This window comes from Curtobacterium sp. NPDC089689 (assembly GCF_044749145.1).
Taxonomy (GTDB): domain Bacteria; phylum Actinomycetota; class Actinomycetes; order Actinomycetales; family Microbacteriaceae; genus Curtobacterium.
Window position 1 is genome coordinate 1,433,021 of sequence record NZ_JBIVHJ010000001.1, and the last position, 16,593, is coordinate 1,449,613.

A 16,593-nucleotide genomic window follows, 5' to 3' on the forward strand; every position below is an offset into this window, starting at 1 on the left:
CGGAGCACGACGGGCCGTCGACGATGTCGACCGTCAGGGGGCGAAGCCGGAGTTCGCGGCGGCGGCTCCCGCGACCACGGCGTAGACGACGATGAGGACGATCGGTCCGAGCACCGCCAGGATCAGGCCGAACACGCCGAACCCGCGCCCGCGCTTCGTGACGATGGCGATGATGCCCTGCACGATCGCCCAGACGCCGAGCACCGTGCCGAGGAGCGAGAGCACGCCGGAGACGACGATGGCCGGCGAGCTCGCCAGGTCGCTGTACTGCGAGGGATCGGGCGTCGACGAACCGCCGTTCCGCAGGATCTCGTCGAAGGCGCTGCTGGAGACGATCGCGGTGCCGAAGAAGTACCCGGCGATGCCACCGATGACGAGCGCGATGAGCCCGAGGAAGAACGCGACCACGCCGACGGTCTTCTTCTTCGCGGGCTTCGGCTCGTCGTACTGCTGCCACGAGGGTCCGCCGTGGTTCGTCGCTGCCGCGGCGGCGTAGGGCTGCTGCTGGTGGTCGTGGTTCCACGCGGGTGCGCCCGACCGGTCGTCGTGCTGGCCCTGCCCGTACTGCGACTGGCCGTACTGCCCCTGCTGCTCGCGGTACTGCTCGCTGCCGTACTGCGGCGCGGCCGTCTGCTCGCCGTACCGCGGCGCGTCGCCCTGCTCCCCGTACTGCGGCGCGGACGCGGGTTCGGCGCGCTCGCCGTACCGCGGGGTGGTGTCGCCCTGTTCGCCGTACCGCGGGGCGTCAGCGGAGGAGGCGTCCGGCGCGGACCCCCAGCTCGGCGCCTGGCCGTCGGCCGGCCGGTCCTCGTTGCTCCGGTCGTCGTTCGTCATGGCGTGCGGTCCCTTCGCTCGGTCGTGCCCTGCACGGTCGTTCAGCCCATCCTGCCCGTCCTGTCCGCTGACCGCCCGACAACGCCACCGGGGGGTGCACCGTCCCGGCGTCAGCCGCCGAACACGCTCCGGTTCGGCTCGGGCGACGCCACCGCCGTCTGGTCGGTGACGATCGGCGCCCCGGCCACGAACGCCCGCAGCTCCGCGCCGTGCACGACCTTCGCCGGCATCGGGTCCGAGGAGTACCGCCGCGGCATGTCCGCCACGGGCAGGTCCGTCGGGGAGCCGAGCAGCACGATGTTCCCGAACCGACGGCCCTTGAGCATCCCGGTGTCCGCGACGGCCGCGACCGACGGCAGCACGGACTGCAGCGTCGACGCCTGCCCCCGCGCGAAGGCGAGACCCGCGCCGTCCGCGACGTTCACGGCGACGATCCCCGTCGGCGAGAGGAACGCCGCCACCTCGCGGTAGAACTCGACGCTCGTCACGTGCGCGGGGATCTGCGAGCCGCCGAACACGTCCACCACGACGAGGTCGACCGAACCCCGCAGACCAGCGGGCAGCTTCGAGAGGACCTCGCGCGCATCGCCGTACCGCACCCGGATGGAGGCGCCGCGGGGGAACGGCAGCACGGCCCGGACCTGGTCGACGAGGTCCCGCTCCAGCTCGATCACCTGCTGCCGCGAGCCCGGCCGGGTCACCGCGACGTACCGGGGGAGCGTCAACGCCCCCGCCCCGAGGTGCAGCGCCGTGATCGGGCCGGCCGGCAGCAGGTCGATCGCGTGCCCGATCCGCCGGATGTACTCGAACGCCAGGTGCGTGGGGTCCTCGAGGTCGACGTGCGACTGCGGCGTCCCGTCGACCACGAGCGTGTAGGACCCGGGCCGGTGCTTGTCCGGCTCCACGACCGCGTACCCCGCACCGATCCGGAACCCGTCGAACGCATCAGCCATGCCCCAATCGAACACCACCGCGGATCCCCACCCGCACCCCCACCCCTGGTTGGTGTGCCCGCGGACGCCCGCGAACGAGGCTGGGGACACCCCGACGGGAACCCCGCCGGACGCCGACGGAACCCCCCCCCCGCCGGACCCCGAACGGAAAGGTCCACCCGATGTCCGCCCAGCTCGTCGTCAACGTCCTCCTCGGTCTCGCCCTCGTCGGCTTCCTCGCCTACCGGCAGGCCACCTGGCAGTACCTCGACCCGACCCGCATCTGGCGCACGCCGCTCGTCATGGGCGTCGTCGGCGTGGTGGTCCTCGCGAACTCCGGCGTCACCGTCACCACGACCGACGTGGTCTTCCTCGCGATCGAGGCCCTCGTCACGATCGGCGTCGGCCTGACCACGGGGAGCATCACCCGGTTCCGTACCGTGTCCACCCCGGACAGCAAGGGCCGCACGCTCCAGTCCCGCACCGGGTGGACCGGCGCCGCGCTCTGGGTCGTCCTCATCGTCGTGCGCATCGGCCTCGACGTCCTCGGCGGCCACCTCGGCGCCCACCTGCTCACCTCGACCGGCACGATCCTGCTCGTCCTCGCCCTGAACCGTGCCGCCCGGGCCGTCGTCGTCGACCAGCGGATCCCCGGCGGCAGCGCCCGTCGCACGAGCGGCATGATGGTCCGGTGACCATGCTGGCCGAGCCCGAGCGGGCCGACCTCCCCCGCGGTGCCGGGGGCGGCCGGCCCCGTTCCGGTGTCGCGTGGGGGCTCAACGCGCTCGGGGTCGTCGTCGTCGGCTTCTGGTTCGTGAAGAACGGCACCGGCCTCCACCACCCCGCGTGGGTGTGGGTCGTCGGGGGCGTGGCGCTCGCCGCCTGGGTCCTCCGCGAGTTCGGCCGCTCCACCCGCACGGTCCTCGCTGCCGGCGCGCTCATGGTCCTCGCGGGGTCCGTCGTGGTCGTGCCGACCGACTCGCTCCTCATCGTGCCGGTCATCGTCGGCATCGTCCTGCTCGGCGCCACCCTCACCGTCCCGGTCTGGGTCGGTGCCGTCGCGGCCGTGGTGTCCCTCGCCGTGATCGCCGTGTCCGCCACGGTGCTGCACGCGTCCGTCCAGTTCGTCCTCGGCACGAGCGCCGGCCTCCTCCTCGGCGTCCTCATCGGATTCAGCCGCCGGCAGTTCCGGGTGGCCGAGCAGCGCTCCCGCGAGGCCGTCGCCGAGCAGCAGCGCGCCGCCCTCCTCGCCGACCGCTCCCGAGCCGCGCGGGACATCCACGACGTCCTCGCGCACTCCCTCGGCGGGCTCGTGCTCCAACTCGACGCGGTCGAGGCCCTCCTCGAGGCCGGCCGGGTCGACGAGGCCGCCCGCCGCGCGGGCGAGGCGCGGACACTCGCCGCGGACGGCCTCGCCGAGGCCCGCCGGGCCGTGCACGCCCTCCGCGACGACGCGGACACCGAGCCGCACGCCGACGTCGAGACGCCGAGCCGCGCCTCCCGGCTGGGGACGCTGCTCGAGGACCACCGGTCGTTCGGCGGCACGGTCCACGCGCAGGGGGACGAGACGCTCGCCGACCTCGACGCGGCGCACCGCGCCGCCGTGGTCCAGGTCTGCCGGGAGGCCCTCAGCAACGCCCGCAGGCACGCCCCGGGCCGCCCCGTCGCCCTGTCGGTGGTCCGGGACGGCTCCGCCGTGTCCGTCACGGTCACGAACCCGCTCGGCTCCGACGGCCACGGGATCACGGGCATGCGGGAGCGCCTCGCGGAGCTGGGCGACGACTCGACGGTCGACGCCGGGATCCGCGACGGGGCGTTCGTCGTCGCGGTGCGCGTGCCCGTCGAGGACCGGGCGGGGGAGTCGTCGTGACGATCCGGGTGCTCGTCGTGGACGACCAGGCGATCGTCCGCGACGGGCTGGTGACGGTGCTGTCGCTCGTGCCCGACCTCGAGGTCGTGGGCGAGGCCGCCGACGGTGCCGAGGCCGTGGAGGCCGTCGGACGCGACCGCCCGGACGTCGTGCTGATGGACCTCCGCATGCCCGGGGTCGACGGCCCGACCGCGACCGCACGCATCACGGCGGCGCACCCGGAGGTCGGCGTGCTCGTGCTCACCACCTTCGCCGACGACGACTCGATCGTGACGGCGCTCCGGGCCGGAGCCCGCGGGTACCTGACGAAGGACGCGGGTCGGACCGAGATCGCCACCGCCATCCGGGCGGTCGCGTCCGGCCAGGCCACGTTCGACGCCTCGGTCGGGGCGCGGCTCGTCGCGCAGCTGGGAGGCCCTCCGTCAGCATCGGCGGCGCCGTCGTCGGGCGTGCGCGACCGCTTCCCGGACCTGACCCCGCGTGAGGCGGACGTCCTCGAGCGGATCGCCGCGGGCCGGTCGAACCCGGAGATCGCCGCAGAGCTGTTCCTGACGGTCCCGACCGTGAAGTCCTACGTGAACCAGGTGTTCGCGAAGCTCGGGGTCCGCAGTCGTGCGGAGGCCGTCGCCCTCGTGCTGCGCTCCTGAGGCTGCACCGCGCTCCCCGGCCACCGTCGCCGTCCGCCCAGCCCGCGCCAAGGGACGTCACGTACCGTCCACCCGGTCGTCACCCGGACCGTGTCGATGCCAGCGGCCCCACACCGCCCGCGTCCACCCTCCGCCGTGACCGCGACGAGCCCGCCCGGCCGACCCACCGACCGGTGCCCGCACGTCGTCGGCGCGTCGCTGCGCCGCCGTCCGGTGCGCCCTGCGTGCCGGGCCGCCCGCCGCGTGCGCAGAGCACGCCGTCCCGTGCCAGCAGGAGCCCCCGCATGACCGACACCCTGAGCGTCCCGACCCTGGGACTGACCACCGCGACCCGACCCCGTTCGGCGACCCGTGCCTCCCGGCCGGTCCACGGTGACCACGACGTCGCACCCGCCTGGATGCGCGCGACCGGTGCGGTCCTGCTGCTCGGCGGTCTCGCGCTGTCGAGCGCGGTGCTGGCCTGGCCCGGTGACGCACCCGAGGCCGCGCTCCTCGTCCCGGGGGTCGTGGCGGTCGTCACCGGCTTCCTGCTCGTGCTCGCCCGGACCGGCGTCACCGTGACCGACGACCGCGTGGTGCTGCGCTTCCGTCCGTTGCCCGCACGGCGGATCGACCGCTCCCGGATCGTGGACGTGCGTCTCGTCGAGGCGGACGCGTCGACGTTCGGCGGCATCGGGCTGCGCCGCGCGCACGGCGTGCGCGCCCTGCTCCTGACGCCGGGGCTGGGCGTCGAGATCACCGACGACCGCGGCCGCGTGACGTACGTCCGGACCGCGCGCCCCGAGGCGACGTACCGCGCGCTCGCGGCCTGACCACGGCGGAATGAACGACCGGTCCACCGGCTTATACACGTCATCGACGAAGAAGGTCAAGCCAGGACTGGACACCGGGGGACAAGCCGACCTATGATGACAGTTCGCGCTCCCTGGCTCGTCGTGTCGTCATATTGCGGTCGACCGTCGGTTCACATCGAACCCGCCTGGTGACGCCGGACCCGTATATGGCGGCGGGTCCCGCTCACTTCGATCATCGCACAGGTCGCATCCCACGGATGCGCACCGTTCCCCGTGTGTTGGTCACCAGGTCGCGCTGAAGCGTCAATCCACCCACCAACGTGCTGCTCGTCAGTACCGGCCCGACGGGGCCTACCGGAGGTCACACCCTTGGCTGCTGCGCCCAACGCATCCACCAACCCCAAGAACGGTCGCAACCACTCGCGACTCTCGTTCGCCAAGATCACGGACACCCTCACGGTTCCTGATCTGCTCGCCCTCCAGACGGAGAGCTTCGACTGGCTCGTCGGCAACGACGTGTGGAAGGCCCGACTCGCAGAGGGGCAGGAGCAGGGTCGCACCGACCTCGCGCTGCACTCCGGGCTCGAGGAGATCTTCGAGGAGATCTCCCCGATCGAGGACCTCGGCGAGACCATGCAGCTCGGCTTCACGTCGCCCGAGCTCGAGGACCCGAAGTACTCGATCGACGAGTGCAAGGAGCGTGGCAAGACCTACGCTGCGCCGCTCTACGTCAACGCCGAGTTCATGAACCACATGACCGGTGAGATCAAGACGCAGACCGTCTTCATGGGCGACTTCCCGCTCATGACCGAGCGCGGCACGTTCATCATCAACGGCACCGAGCGCGTCGTCGTCTCGCAGCTCGTCCGTTCCCCGGGCGTGTACTTCGAGCGCGCGCAGGAGAAGACCTCCGACAAGGACATCTACTCCGCCCGCGTCATCCCGTCGCGCGGTGCCTGGCTCGAGTTCGAGATCGACAAGCGCGACCAGGTGGGCGTGCGCATCGACCGCAAGCGCAAGCAGTCCGTCACGGTCTTCCTCAAGGCCCTCGGCCTGACGAGCGAGGAGATCCTCGACGAGTTCCAGGGCTTCGCCTCGATCGAGTCGACCCTCGAGAAGGACGCCATCCTCACCAAGGAAGAGGCGCTCAAGGACATCTACCGCAAGCTCCGTCCGGGCGAGCAGGTGGCGGCCGAGGCGGCGCGTGCGCTCCTCGACAACTTCTACTTCAACCCGAAGCGCTACGACCTGGCGAAGGTGGGTCGGTACAAGCTCAACCGCAAGCTCGGCATCGACGCGCCGCTGAGCGACTCGGTGCTGACCGTCAAGGACATCGTCGCGACGATCAAGTACCTCGTCTCGCTGCACGCCGAGCGCACCACCATCGACGGTGTCCGCGACGGCGAGCCGGTGCAGCTCCGCCTCGACGTGGACGACATCGACCACTTCGGCAACCGTCGCATCCGTGCCGTCGGTGAGCTCATCCAGAACCAGGTCCGCACCGGTCTGTCCCGCATGGAGCGCGTCGTCCGCGAGCGCATGACCACGCAGGACATCGAGGCGATCACGCCGCAGACCCTGATCAACGTGCGCCCCGTCGTCGCCGCGATCAAGGAGTTCTTCGGGACGTCCCAGCTGTCGCAGTTCATGGACCAGAACAACCCGCTGGCGGGCCTGACGCACAAGCGTCGTCTCTCCGCCCTCGGCCCGGGTGGTCTGTCCCGTGAGCGTGCCGGCGTCGAGGTCCGCGACGTCCACCCGTCGCACTACGGCCGCATGTGCCCGATCGAGACCCCGGAAGGACCGAACATCGGTCTGATCGGCTCGCTCGCGTCGTTCGGTCGGATCAACTCCTTCGGCTTCATCGAGACCCCGTACCGTCGCGTCGTCGACGGCCAGGTCACGACGCAGATCGACTACCTGACCGCGTCCGAGGAAGACGACTTCGTCGTCGCCCAGGCCAACGCGCCGCTCACCGACTCCTTCCACTTCCAGGACGACAAGGTGCTCGTCCGGAAGAAGGGCGGCGAGGTCGAGCTCGTCGGCAAGGACGAGGTCGACTACATGGACGTCTCCCCGCGCCAGATGGTGTCGGTCGCGACGTCGCTCATCCCGTTCCTCGAGCACGACGACGCGAACCGCGCCCTCATGGGTGCGAACATGCAGCGCCAGGCCGTGCCGCTGCTCCGTTCCGAGTCGCCGCTCGTCGGCACCGGCATGGAGGGCTACACCGCGATCGACGCCGGTGACGTCGTCACCGCGGACAAGGCCGGTGTGGTCTCCGAGGTCTCGGCCGACGCCGTGACCCTGCAGCTCGACGAGGGCGGCACGCAGACCTACTACCTGCGCAAGTTCGACCGCTCGAACCAGGGCACGAGCTACAACCACCGCGTCATCGTCTCCGCAGGCGAGCGCGTGGAGCAGGGCGAGGTCATCGCCGACGGCCCCGCGACGGAGAACGGCGAGCTCGCGCTCGGCAAGAACCTCCTCGTCGCGTTCATGCCGTGGGAGGGCTACAACTACGAGGACGCGATGATCCTGTCGCAGAACCTCGTGAAGGACGACACGCTCTCCTCGATCCACATCGAGGAGTACGAGGTCGACGCCCGCGACACCAAGCTCGGCAAGGAAGAGATCACCCGCGACCTCCCGAACGTCAGCCCGGACCTCCTGGCCGACCTCGACGAGCGCGGCATCATCCGCATCGGTGCCGAGGTCCGCCCCGGCGACATCCTGGTCGGCAAGGTCACGCCGAAGGGCGAGACCGAGCTCTCCGCCGAGGAGCGCCTGCTCCGCGCGATCTTCAACGAGAAGTCGCGCGAGGTGCGCGACACCTCGCTGAAGGTGCCCCACGGTGAAGAGGGAACGATCATCGGCGTCAAGGTGTTCGACGCGCAGGACGGCGACGACGAGCTCGGCTCCGGCGTCAACCAGCGCGTGGTCGTCTACATCGCCCAGAAGCGCAAGATCACCGCGGGTGACAAGCTCGCCGGTCGTCACGGCAACAAGGGCGTCATCTCGACGATCCTGCCGGTCGAGGACATGCCGTTCCTCGCGGACGGCACCCCGGTCGACATCGTCCTGAACCCGCTCGGCGTCCCCGGCCGCATGAACTTCGGCCAGGTCCTCGAGATCCACCTCGGGTGGCTCGCGAAGCAGGGCTGGAACGTCGAGGGCATCCAGGAGTGGGCCGAGGCCCTCCCCGAGGCCGCCCGCCACGCGGAGCCCGGCACGAAGGTCGCCACCCCGGTGTTCGACGGTGCGTACGAGCGTGAGATCGAGGGCCTCCTCGACAGCACCCTCCCGAACCGCGACGGTGAGCGCCTGATCGGTTCGTCCGGCAAGGCGCAGCTCTTCGACGGCCGCTCCGGCGAGCCGTTCCCGGAGCCCGTCTCGGTCGGCTACATGTACATCCTCAAGCTGCACCACCTGGTCGACGACAAGATCCACGCGCGTTCGACCGGTCCGTACTCGATGATCACGCAGCAGCCGCTGGGTGGTAAGGCGCAGTTCGGTGGACAGCGCTTCGGTGAGATGGAGGTGTGGGCGCTCGAGGCGTACGGCGCCGCCTACGCCCTCCAGGAGCTCCTGACGATCAAGTCCGACGACATCCTCGGCCGCGTGAAGGTCTACGAGGCGATCGTCAAGGGCGAGAACATCCAGGAGCCCGGCATCCCGGAGTCGTTCAAGGTCCTCATGAAGGAGATGCAGTCGCTCTGCCTGAACGTCGAGGTCCTCTCGGCCGACGGCCAGGCGGTCAGCCTCCGGGACACGGACGACGAGGTCTTCCGTGCCGCCGAAGAGCTCGGCATCAACATCTCCTCGCGGTTCGAGTCGTCGTCCGTCGACGACATCTGATCCCGCCCGTACTCGTAACGAATCCAGCTAGAGAGAAGAACATTGCTCGAAGCAACTTCATTTGACGCACTGCGGATCGGTCTCGCCACGGCCGAGGACATCCGCCAGTGGTCGTACGGCGAGGTCAAGAAGCCGGAGACCATCAACTACCGCACTCTCAAGCCCGAGAAGGACGGTCTGTTCGGCGAGCAGATCTTCGGTCCGTCCCGCGACTGGGAGTGCGCCTGCGGCAAGTACAAGCGCGTCCGGTTCAAGGGCATCGTCTGCGAGCGCTGCGGCGTCGAGGTCACCAAGTCCTCGGTCCGCCGCGAGCGCATGGGCCACATCGAGCTCGCCGCTCCCGTCACGCACATCTGGTACTTCAAGGGCGTCCCGTCGCGCCTCGGGTACCTCCTCGACATGGCGCCGAAGGACCTCGAGAAGGTCATCTACTTCGCCGCGTACATGATCATCGACATCGATGAAGAGGGCCGTCACGCCGACCTCCCGGGGCTCGAGAACGAGATGCGTCTCGAGATCAAGACCCTCGAGGGCCAGCGCGACTCGATCATCGCCGACCGCCTCAAGAAGCTCGAGGACGACCTCGCAGCGCTCGAGGAGGAGGGCGCCAAGGCCGACGTCAAGCGCCGTACCAAGGACACCGCCGAGAAGGAGATGTCCCAGGTCCGCAAGTCGTTCGACGAGGACATCACCCGCCTCGAGCGCGTGTGGGAGGACTTCCGCAACCTCAAGGTGGGCGACCTCAAGCCCGAGGACGCCGTCTTCCACGAGCTGCAGGACCGCTTCGGCATCTACTTCGACGCCTACATGGGCGCCGAGGCGATCAAGCTCCGTCTCGAGGCCTTCGACCTGGCCGCCGAGGCCGAGTCGCTGCGCCTGCAGATCGCCGAGGGCAAGGGCCAGAAGAAGATCCGCGCGATCAAGCGTCTGCGCGTGGTCTCCTCCTTCCTCGCCACCGGCAACTCGCCGGCCGCGATGGTGCTCGACGTCGTCCCGGTCATCCCGCCGGAGCTCCGCCCGATGGTGCAGCTCGACGGTGGCCGCTTCGCCACGTCGGACCTCAACGACCTCTACCGTCGTGTGATCAACCGCAACAACCGTCTCCGCCGCCTGCTCGACCTCGGTGCCCCCGAGATCATCGTGAACAACGAGAAGCGCATGCTGCAGGAGGCCGTCGACGCGCTGTTCGACAACGGTCGTCGTGGTCGTCCGGTCACGGGTACCGGCAACCGCGCCCTCAAGTCCCTGAGCGACATGCTCAAGGGCAAGCAGGGTCGCTTCCGCCAGAACCTGCTCGGCAAGCGTGTCGACTACTCGGGCCGTTCGGTCATCATCGTCGGCCCGCAGCTCAAGCTCCACCAGTGCGGTCTGCCGAAGCAGATGGCCCTCGAGCTGTTCAAGCCGTTCGTCATCAAGCGCCTCATCGACCTGTCGCACGCGCAGAACATCAAGTCGGCCAAGCGCATGGTCGAGCGTTCGCGCCCGCAGGTGTGGGACGTCCTCGAGGAGATCATCCGCGAGCGCCCCGTGCTGCTGAACCGTGCGCCGACGCTGCACCGTCTGGGCATCCAGGCGTTCGAGCCGCAGCTCGTCGAGGGCAAGGCCATCCAGCTCCACCCGCTCGTGTGTGCTGCGTTCAACGCGGACTTCGACGGTGACCAGATGGCCGTGCACCTGCCGCTCTCGGTGGAGGCCCAGGCCGAGGCCCGCATCCTCATGCTCGCCTCGAACAACATCCTCAAGCCGTCCGACGGCCGCCCGGTGACCCTGCCCGCACAGGACATGATCATCGGTCTGCACCACCTCACGACCGTCCGCGAGGGTGCCGTGGGTGAGGGCCGTGCGTTCTCGTCCGTCGCCGAGGCGATCCTCGCGAAGGACCAGGGCACGCTGCACCTCAACGCGCTCGTCAAGATCCGCATGTCCGACGTGTACTTCGCCGAGGGCGAGGCGCCGGAGGGCTACGTGCAGGGCGAGCCGGTGCTGCTCGAGACCACCCTCGGCCGTGCGCTCTTCAACGAGACCCTCCCGGCGAACTACCCGTTCGTCCAGAAGGTCACCGACAAGGGCGTGCTCTCCGCGATCGTCAACGACCTCGCCGAGCGCTACTCCAAGACCGAGACGGCCGCCGCGCTCGACCGGATCAAGGACGCCGGCTTCTACTGGGGCACCCGCTCCGGTGTGACCGTCGCGCTCTCGGACGTCGTGACGCCTCCTCGCAAGAAGGAGATCATCGCGGGCTACGAGGTCCAGGCCGCCAAGGTCCAGGGTGAGTTCGACAAGGGTCTGATCACCGACGCGGAGCGCCGCGCCGACCTGATCAAGATCTGGACCGAGGCCACGAACGAGATCGCGCAGGAGATGCGCGACAACTTCCCGGTCGACAACACCATCAACCGCATGGTCTCGTCGGGTGCTCGTGGTAACTGGCTGCAGGTGCGCAACATCGCCGGTATGCGTGGTCTGGTGAACAACCCGAAGGGTGAGATCATCGCCCGCCCGATCATCAACTCGTACCGCGAGGGCCTGACCGTGGCGGAGTACTTCATCGCCACGCACGGTGCCCGCAAGGGTCTGGCGGACACGGCTCTCCGTACCGCCGACTCGGGCTACCTGACCCGTCGTCTCGTGGACGTCTCGCAGGACGTCATCATCCGCGAGGACGACTGCGGCACGACCCGTGGTCTCGAGCTGCCGATCGCGACGAAGGGTGCCGACGGCGCCCTCGTCCGCGACCCGCGCGTCGAGAACACCGTGTACTCGCGCACCCTGGCCACCCCGGCCGTGGACGCGCAGGGCACGGTCGTCGCCGAGGCCGGTGAGGACGTCGGTGACGTCCTGATCGACAAGCTCATCGCGGCCGGTGTCGAGAGCATCAAGGTGCGCTCGGTCCTGACCTGTGAGTCGGCCATCGGTGTCTGCGCGAAGTGCTACGGCCGTTCGCTCGCCACGGGCAACCTCGTCGACATCGGCGAGGCGGTCGGCATCATCGCCGCCCAGTCCATCGGTGAGCCCGGTACCCAGCTGACGATGCGTACCTTCCACACGGGTGGTTCGGCGTCGGCCGACGACATCACGCAGGGTCTGCCCCGCGTGACCGAGCTCTTCGAGGCCCGCACCCCGAAGGGCGCGTCCCCGATCGCCGAGGCCCCCGGCCGCGTCGTGATCGAGGACACGGACAAGGGTCGTCGGATCATCCTCACGCCGGACAACGGCGACGAGCCGTTCATCTACCCGGTGCTCAAGCGTGCGACGCTCCTCATCGAGGACAACCAGCACGTCGAGCTCGGCGAGCAGTTCATCGCCGGCACCGTCGACCCGAAGGAAGTTCTTCGCGTCAAGGGTGTCCGTGAGGTCCAGAAGCACCTCGTCAACGGTGTGCAGGACGTGTACGGCTCGCAGGGCGTGCCGATCCACGACAAGCACATCGAGGTCATCGTGCGCCAGATGCTCCGCAAGGTCACCGTCGTCGACCACGGCGACACCGACCTGCTCCCGGGCGAGCTCGTGGACCGTTCGCGGTACAACGAGCTCAACCGTGCGGCGCTGCAGGAGGGTCGCAAGACCGCTTCCGCTCGCCAGGAGGTCATGGGCATCACCAAGGCGTCCCTCGCGACCGAGTCGTGGCTGTCCGCCGCGTCCTTCCAGGAGACCACCCGCGTCCTCACGCAGGCGGCCATGGAGGGCAAGCAGGACCACCTCGTCGGCCTCAAGGAGAACGTCATCATCGGTAAGCTCATCCCCGCCGGGACGGGCCTCAGCCGGTACCGCGACGTGGATGTGAACGCGACCGAGGAAGCGAAGGCCGAGCGGTACCCCAACCGCATCTTCGCGGACGACTCGTCGTTCTCGGACGCCGACCTGAGCTTCGTCGACTTCGACAGCTTCTCGTCGGACGACTTCACCCCGGGTACCTACAACTGAGTCTGAAGTGATTCACGAAGGGCCCCGCATCCGTCAGGATGCGGGGCCCTTCGCCGTTGCGGGTCGCGTTCGCGATCACGGGTCGGCCTGGAGGCGCGGGGCGGGCCCGCCACTGGCCTCCAGTCCGTCTCGTCACTGGTACGCGATATGTTGGTCGGGTGGGATCCGGAACAGAGCAGTTGAGTCGGCGGCGGCGTCGCGCCGCCCTGGCGGTCGGGGTCGCGTCGGTGGGACTGGCGGTGACGTCGCTGATCCTGGTGCTGGCCGGCGGACCGCTCGCAGTGGCAGCTGGTGGCGGTGCGGTCCTCCTGTCCGGGACGATCGACCGGATCGACCGGGACGGTGGCCGAGCGCCGAACACGTTCCTGATCGTGGTCGGTGTGCTGGCCGTCGCCGTGGTCGCGTGGGTCGTCCGCTCCTGAGCGTCAGGCGGTGCGGCCCTTCTCGTCGACGAGTGAGTACAAGCTGAGCACGTTGCCGTCGGGGTCGCGGACGTCGAACCAGTTCGTGGCGCCGTCGATGCACTCGACGGGGCCGATGTCGATGCCGAGGGCACCGATGCGGCTGTGCTGGGCGGTGACGTCGTCGACGCCGAACCGGACGGTGACGGGGTTCTCCTCGGCGTGCTCGTCCTCGTAGAGCTGGATCCAGATGCCGCCGACCTCGTACTCGGCGACGCCGTCCTCGGGTTCGAGGTCCGGCTCGGTGCGCTCGAAGACCGCGCCGTACCAGAGGCAGGACGCCTCGATGTCGGTGACGGGCAGCCCCACGGTCACGCTCGTGATGTCCATGACTCATCATGGCCCGACGGGGTCGGGCGCGTCGAGCGTTTCCTGGTGTGCTGGCAGGCTGGGGACATGGCGACACTGCGCGAACGGATCACGGCACCGGCCCACCTCGAGCCGCCGGTCCCGACCGCGGGGCTGACCTTCCGGCCGGCGACCACGGACGACACCGCCGGGATCCTCGCCGTGGCGGTCGCCGCTGCGGCGGTGGACGACCCGCGCAGCCGTCCCTCCACAGCGGACGTCGAGCGGACTCTGTCCACGGAGCGGCTCGACGTCGCTCGGGACACCCTCGTGGGCGTCGATGCTGAGGGACATGTGCAGGCCTACGGCATCGTCATCGACATCCCGTCCCGGGTCACCGCGGCCCGGGCGGTGCTCGAGAGTGCGGTCCACCCCGAGTTCCGCGGGCGCGGCATCGGTCGGAAGCTCCTTGCGTGGCAGGTCGGTCGGGCACGGCAGCGGCTGGCGCAGCTCGACGTCGACCTCCCGGGGACCCTCGACGTCGGCGGACCGGAGGGCTCCTCGGTCCTGCGGCTGGCGGCGCACTCCGGGTTCGAGCCCGTGCGGACCTGGCTCGACATGGAGCTGGTGTTCGACGACGATCCCGGCGAGGCCGCCCCGGTGCTGCCGGAGGGGTTCGTGGTCCGACCCGCGACCGACGACGACATCGAGCCGCTGCGTGCGGCCAAGAACGACGCCTTCCGCGACCACTGGGGCTCGCAGCCGATGGTGGCGTCCGACTGGCGCGGCTTCCTCACCTCGGCCAAGAGCCGGCTCGACCTGTCCCGCGTGGTCGTCGACGACTCCGGCGCCGTGCTCGCCTTCGCGATCGTCGAGGTGGAGCCGTCGGCGTTCGAGGCACGCGGCCACCCCTTCGGGTACGTGCACTGGGTCGGCGTCGTCCGTGCTGCGCGGGGCCGGGGCCTGGCGCCGCTCGTGCTGGGCGCCGCCCTCGACGCGATGCGGACCGACGGTCTCGCGGCCGCGGTGCTCGACGTCGACGCGGAGAACCCCAGCGGTGCCGGCCGCATCTACGAGCGCCTCGGCTTCGTCGCGGGTGCCGTGCACGTCACGGCGTCTGTGTCCCTCTGACGCGGGCCATCCGGGCGGCACGCACGGGTCGACACCCTCGCACTGGGGACACCCGATGCCCGTCCGCCCCCTCCTTCTGGGACTGCGGCGGCCCTCCTGCGCGACCGTAGCGTGGTCGAGCGTCGTTCCCCGCACGGCGCCACTCCCGATCCGCGCGCGAACCGAAGGAGGCTCGGAGCCCATGGCCACGCTGTCCGAGATCCTCATCCTCAACGGCGCCCTGCCGATCGAGCACCTCGACTCGATGACCGGCGACGAAGACGTCGACGACCGGTCCATCCGAGCGCTCGTCGACCAGGGCATCGTGAGCGAGGCACAGTACATCACCGCTCGTGCCGCCTCGAGCAACTCCCGCACGGTGCCGCTGACCGACTACCCGGTCGACGGCACGGCGGTGTCGATGCTGCCGGCTGCGCTCTGCCGACGCCACGGCGTGCTCGGCATCGGGTTCGAGGGCGACGTGCTCGTCCTCGCGATGGTGAACCCGACGAACGTCCTCGCGATCGACGACGCACGCACCGCGTCCGGCCGGAGCGTCAAGCCGCTCCAGGTCGAGGAACGCGACCTCGCCGCGGCGCTCGACCGCTACCTGCGCGCCGACGACGAGCTCAACGACCTCACGTCGTCCCTCGAGGAAGAAGCCTCGCAGCACACCCAGCAGCAGGCCGACCTGACCGACGGCTCGCTCGACGACGTGCCGATCGTCCGGTTCGTGAACCTCCTCGTCTCGCAGGCGATCCAGGACCACGCGTCCGACATCCACATCGAGCCCGGCGAGCACGAGGTCCGTGTCCGCTACCGCATCGACGGGGTCCTGCACGAGATGGCCCCGGCGCCGAAGAACATCCAGAACGGCGTCGTCAGCCGTCTCAAGATCATGAGCGACATCGACATCGCCGAGCGTCGGAAGCCGCAGGACGGCCGCATGTCGGTCCGGCACGGTGGACGGCAGATCGACCTCCGCGTCGCGACGCTGCCGACCGTGTGGGGTGAGAAGGTCGTCATGCGGATCCTCGACAACACGAACACGTCGATGTCCCTCAAGGACCTCAACCTCCTCGAGCACAACTTCCGGGCGTACCAGCGCTCCTACTCGAAGCCCTACGGCATGATCCTCGTCACCGGACCCACCGGCTCCGGCAAGTCGACCACGCTGTACACGACGCTCAACGCGGTCGCGAAGCCCGAGATCAACGTCATCACCGTCGAAGACCCGGTCGAGTACCGGATGGCCGGCATCAACCAGGTGCAGGTCAACCCCAAGGCCGGGCTGACGTTCGCGTCCGCGCTCCGGTCGATCCTCCGCTCCGACCCGGACGTCGTCCTGCTCGGCGAGATCCGTGACCACGAGACCGCGCAGATCGCCATCGAGGCCTCCCTCACCGGCCACCTGGTGCTCTCGACGCTGCACACCAACGACGCCCCCTCCGCGGTGACCCGGCTCACCGAGATGGACATCGAGCCGTTCCTCGTCGGGTCCGCGCTCGACTCCGTGGTCGCGCAGCGTCTCGCCCGGCGCCTCTGCGACCGCTGCAAGGCCCCGGCCGTCTACGAGGCCGAGCAGCTCCACGCCCTCGGGTTCCTGCCCAGCCCGGACGCACCCGTACCCGAGTTCTCCGCCCCGATCGGCTGCTCGGTGTGCTCGAACACCGGCTACCGCGGCCGGATCGCGCTGCACGAGGTCATGACCGTGACCGAGGAGATCGAGCGGCTCGCCGTCGCCCGTGCATCGAGCGCGGAGATCAGCCGCGTCGCCCAGGAGCAGGGCATGCTCACCCTCCGGCAGGACGGGTGGGAGAAGGTCAAGCTCGGCATGACGAGCGTCGACGAGATCCTGCGCGTGGTCGCGTAGGC

Annotated in this window: 12 protein-coding genes; 9 read left to right on the plus strand and 3 right to left on the minus strand. The window is 69.9% G+C overall.

Annotated features, from left to right (window positions below; genetic code table 11):
* Positions 1–33: 33 nt before the first annotated feature.
* Positions 34–834, minus strand: a complete 801-nt coding sequence (locus ACIPYW_RS07020) for a hypothetical protein (RefSeq protein ID WP_400412129.1) — start codon at positions 832–834, stop codon at positions 34–36.
* A 110-nt stretch (positions 835–944) separates the two neighbouring features.
* Positions 945–1,787 (minus strand): spermidine synthase, encoded by an 843-nt coding sequence (locus tag ACIPYW_RS07025; protein ID WP_400412131.1) that lies wholly within the window; start codon positions 1,785–1,787, stop codon positions 945–947.
* A gap of 161 nt (positions 1,788–1,948) precedes the next feature.
* On the opposite strand from ACIPYW_RS07025, the gene ACIPYW_RS07030 reads away from it, so the two are divergent.
* The 7 genes from ACIPYW_RS07030 (at position 1,949) to ACIPYW_RS07060 (ending at position 13,281) form a co-directional block, all read left to right on the plus strand.
* Entirely contained in the window at positions 1,949–2,461 is a 513-nt protein-coding gene (locus tag ACIPYW_RS07030; RefSeq protein WP_400412133.1) for a hypothetical protein, read from the plus strand.
* A gap of 2 nt (positions 2,462–2,463) precedes the next feature.
* Positions 2,464–3,636 carry a sensor histidine kinase gene (locus tag ACIPYW_RS07035; protein ID WP_400412532.1) on the plus strand — a complete coding sequence of 391 codons (1,173 nt, stop codon included), beginning with the start codon at positions 2,464–2,466 and terminating at the stop codon, positions 3,634–3,636.
* A complete protein-coding gene (locus ACIPYW_RS07040; RefSeq protein ID WP_400412135.1) occupies positions 3,633–4,283 on the plus strand; it encodes a response regulator in 651 nt (216 codons plus the stop codon). Before ACIPYW_RS07035 ends, ACIPYW_RS07040 begins: the two co-directional genes overlap by 4 nt.
* A 284-nt stretch (positions 4,284–4,567) precedes the next feature.
* Positions 4,568–5,095: a hypothetical protein gene (locus ACIPYW_RS07045; RefSeq protein WP_400412138.1), complete on the plus strand. Its 528-nt coding sequence runs from the start codon at positions 4,568–4,570 to the stop codon at positions 5,093–5,095.
* A gap of 351 nt (positions 5,096–5,446) precedes the next feature.
* Positions 5,447–8,935 carry a DNA-directed RNA polymerase subunit beta gene (rpoB, locus tag ACIPYW_RS07050; RefSeq protein WP_290133553.1) on the plus strand — a complete coding sequence of 1,163 codons (3,489 nt, stop codon included), beginning with the start codon at positions 5,447–5,449 and terminating at the stop codon, positions 8,933–8,935.
* Between the two features lie 42 nt (positions 8,936–8,977).
* On the plus strand, positions 8,978–12,859 hold the full coding sequence (gene rpoC, locus ACIPYW_RS07055; RefSeq protein ID WP_290133554.1) for a DNA-directed RNA polymerase subunit beta': 3,882 nt from the start codon (positions 8,978–8,980) through the stop codon (positions 12,857–12,859).
* A gap of 158 nt (positions 12,860–13,017) precedes the next feature.
* A complete protein-coding gene (locus ACIPYW_RS07060) occupies positions 13,018–13,281 on the plus strand; it encodes a hypothetical protein (RefSeq protein WP_400412140.1) in 264 nt (87 codons plus the stop codon).
* Positions 13,282–13,284: 3 nt separating this feature from the next.
* Here ACIPYW_RS07060 and ACIPYW_RS07065 read toward each other — a convergent pair whose 3' ends face one another.
* Positions 13,285–13,650, minus strand: a complete 366-nt coding sequence (locus tag ACIPYW_RS07065; protein WP_022904460.1) for a VOC family protein — start codon at positions 13,648–13,650, stop codon at positions 13,285–13,287.
* A gap of 66 nt (positions 13,651–13,716) precedes the next feature.
* Between ACIPYW_RS07065 and ACIPYW_RS07070 the strand changes: the two genes are divergently transcribed.
* Together ACIPYW_RS07070 and ACIPYW_RS07075 are read left to right on the plus strand one after the other, a co-directional pair.
* Positions 13,717–14,739, plus strand: a complete 1,023-nt coding sequence (locus ACIPYW_RS07070) for a GNAT family N-acetyltransferase (RefSeq protein ID WP_400412142.1) — start codon at positions 13,717–13,719, stop codon at positions 14,737–14,739.
* Positions 14,740–14,920: 181 nt separating this feature from the next.
* A complete protein-coding gene (locus tag ACIPYW_RS07075) occupies positions 14,921–16,591 on the plus strand; it encodes a GspE/PulE family protein (RefSeq protein WP_400412144.1) in 1,671 nt (556 codons plus the stop codon).
* Positions 16,592–16,593 lie beyond the last annotated feature (2 nt).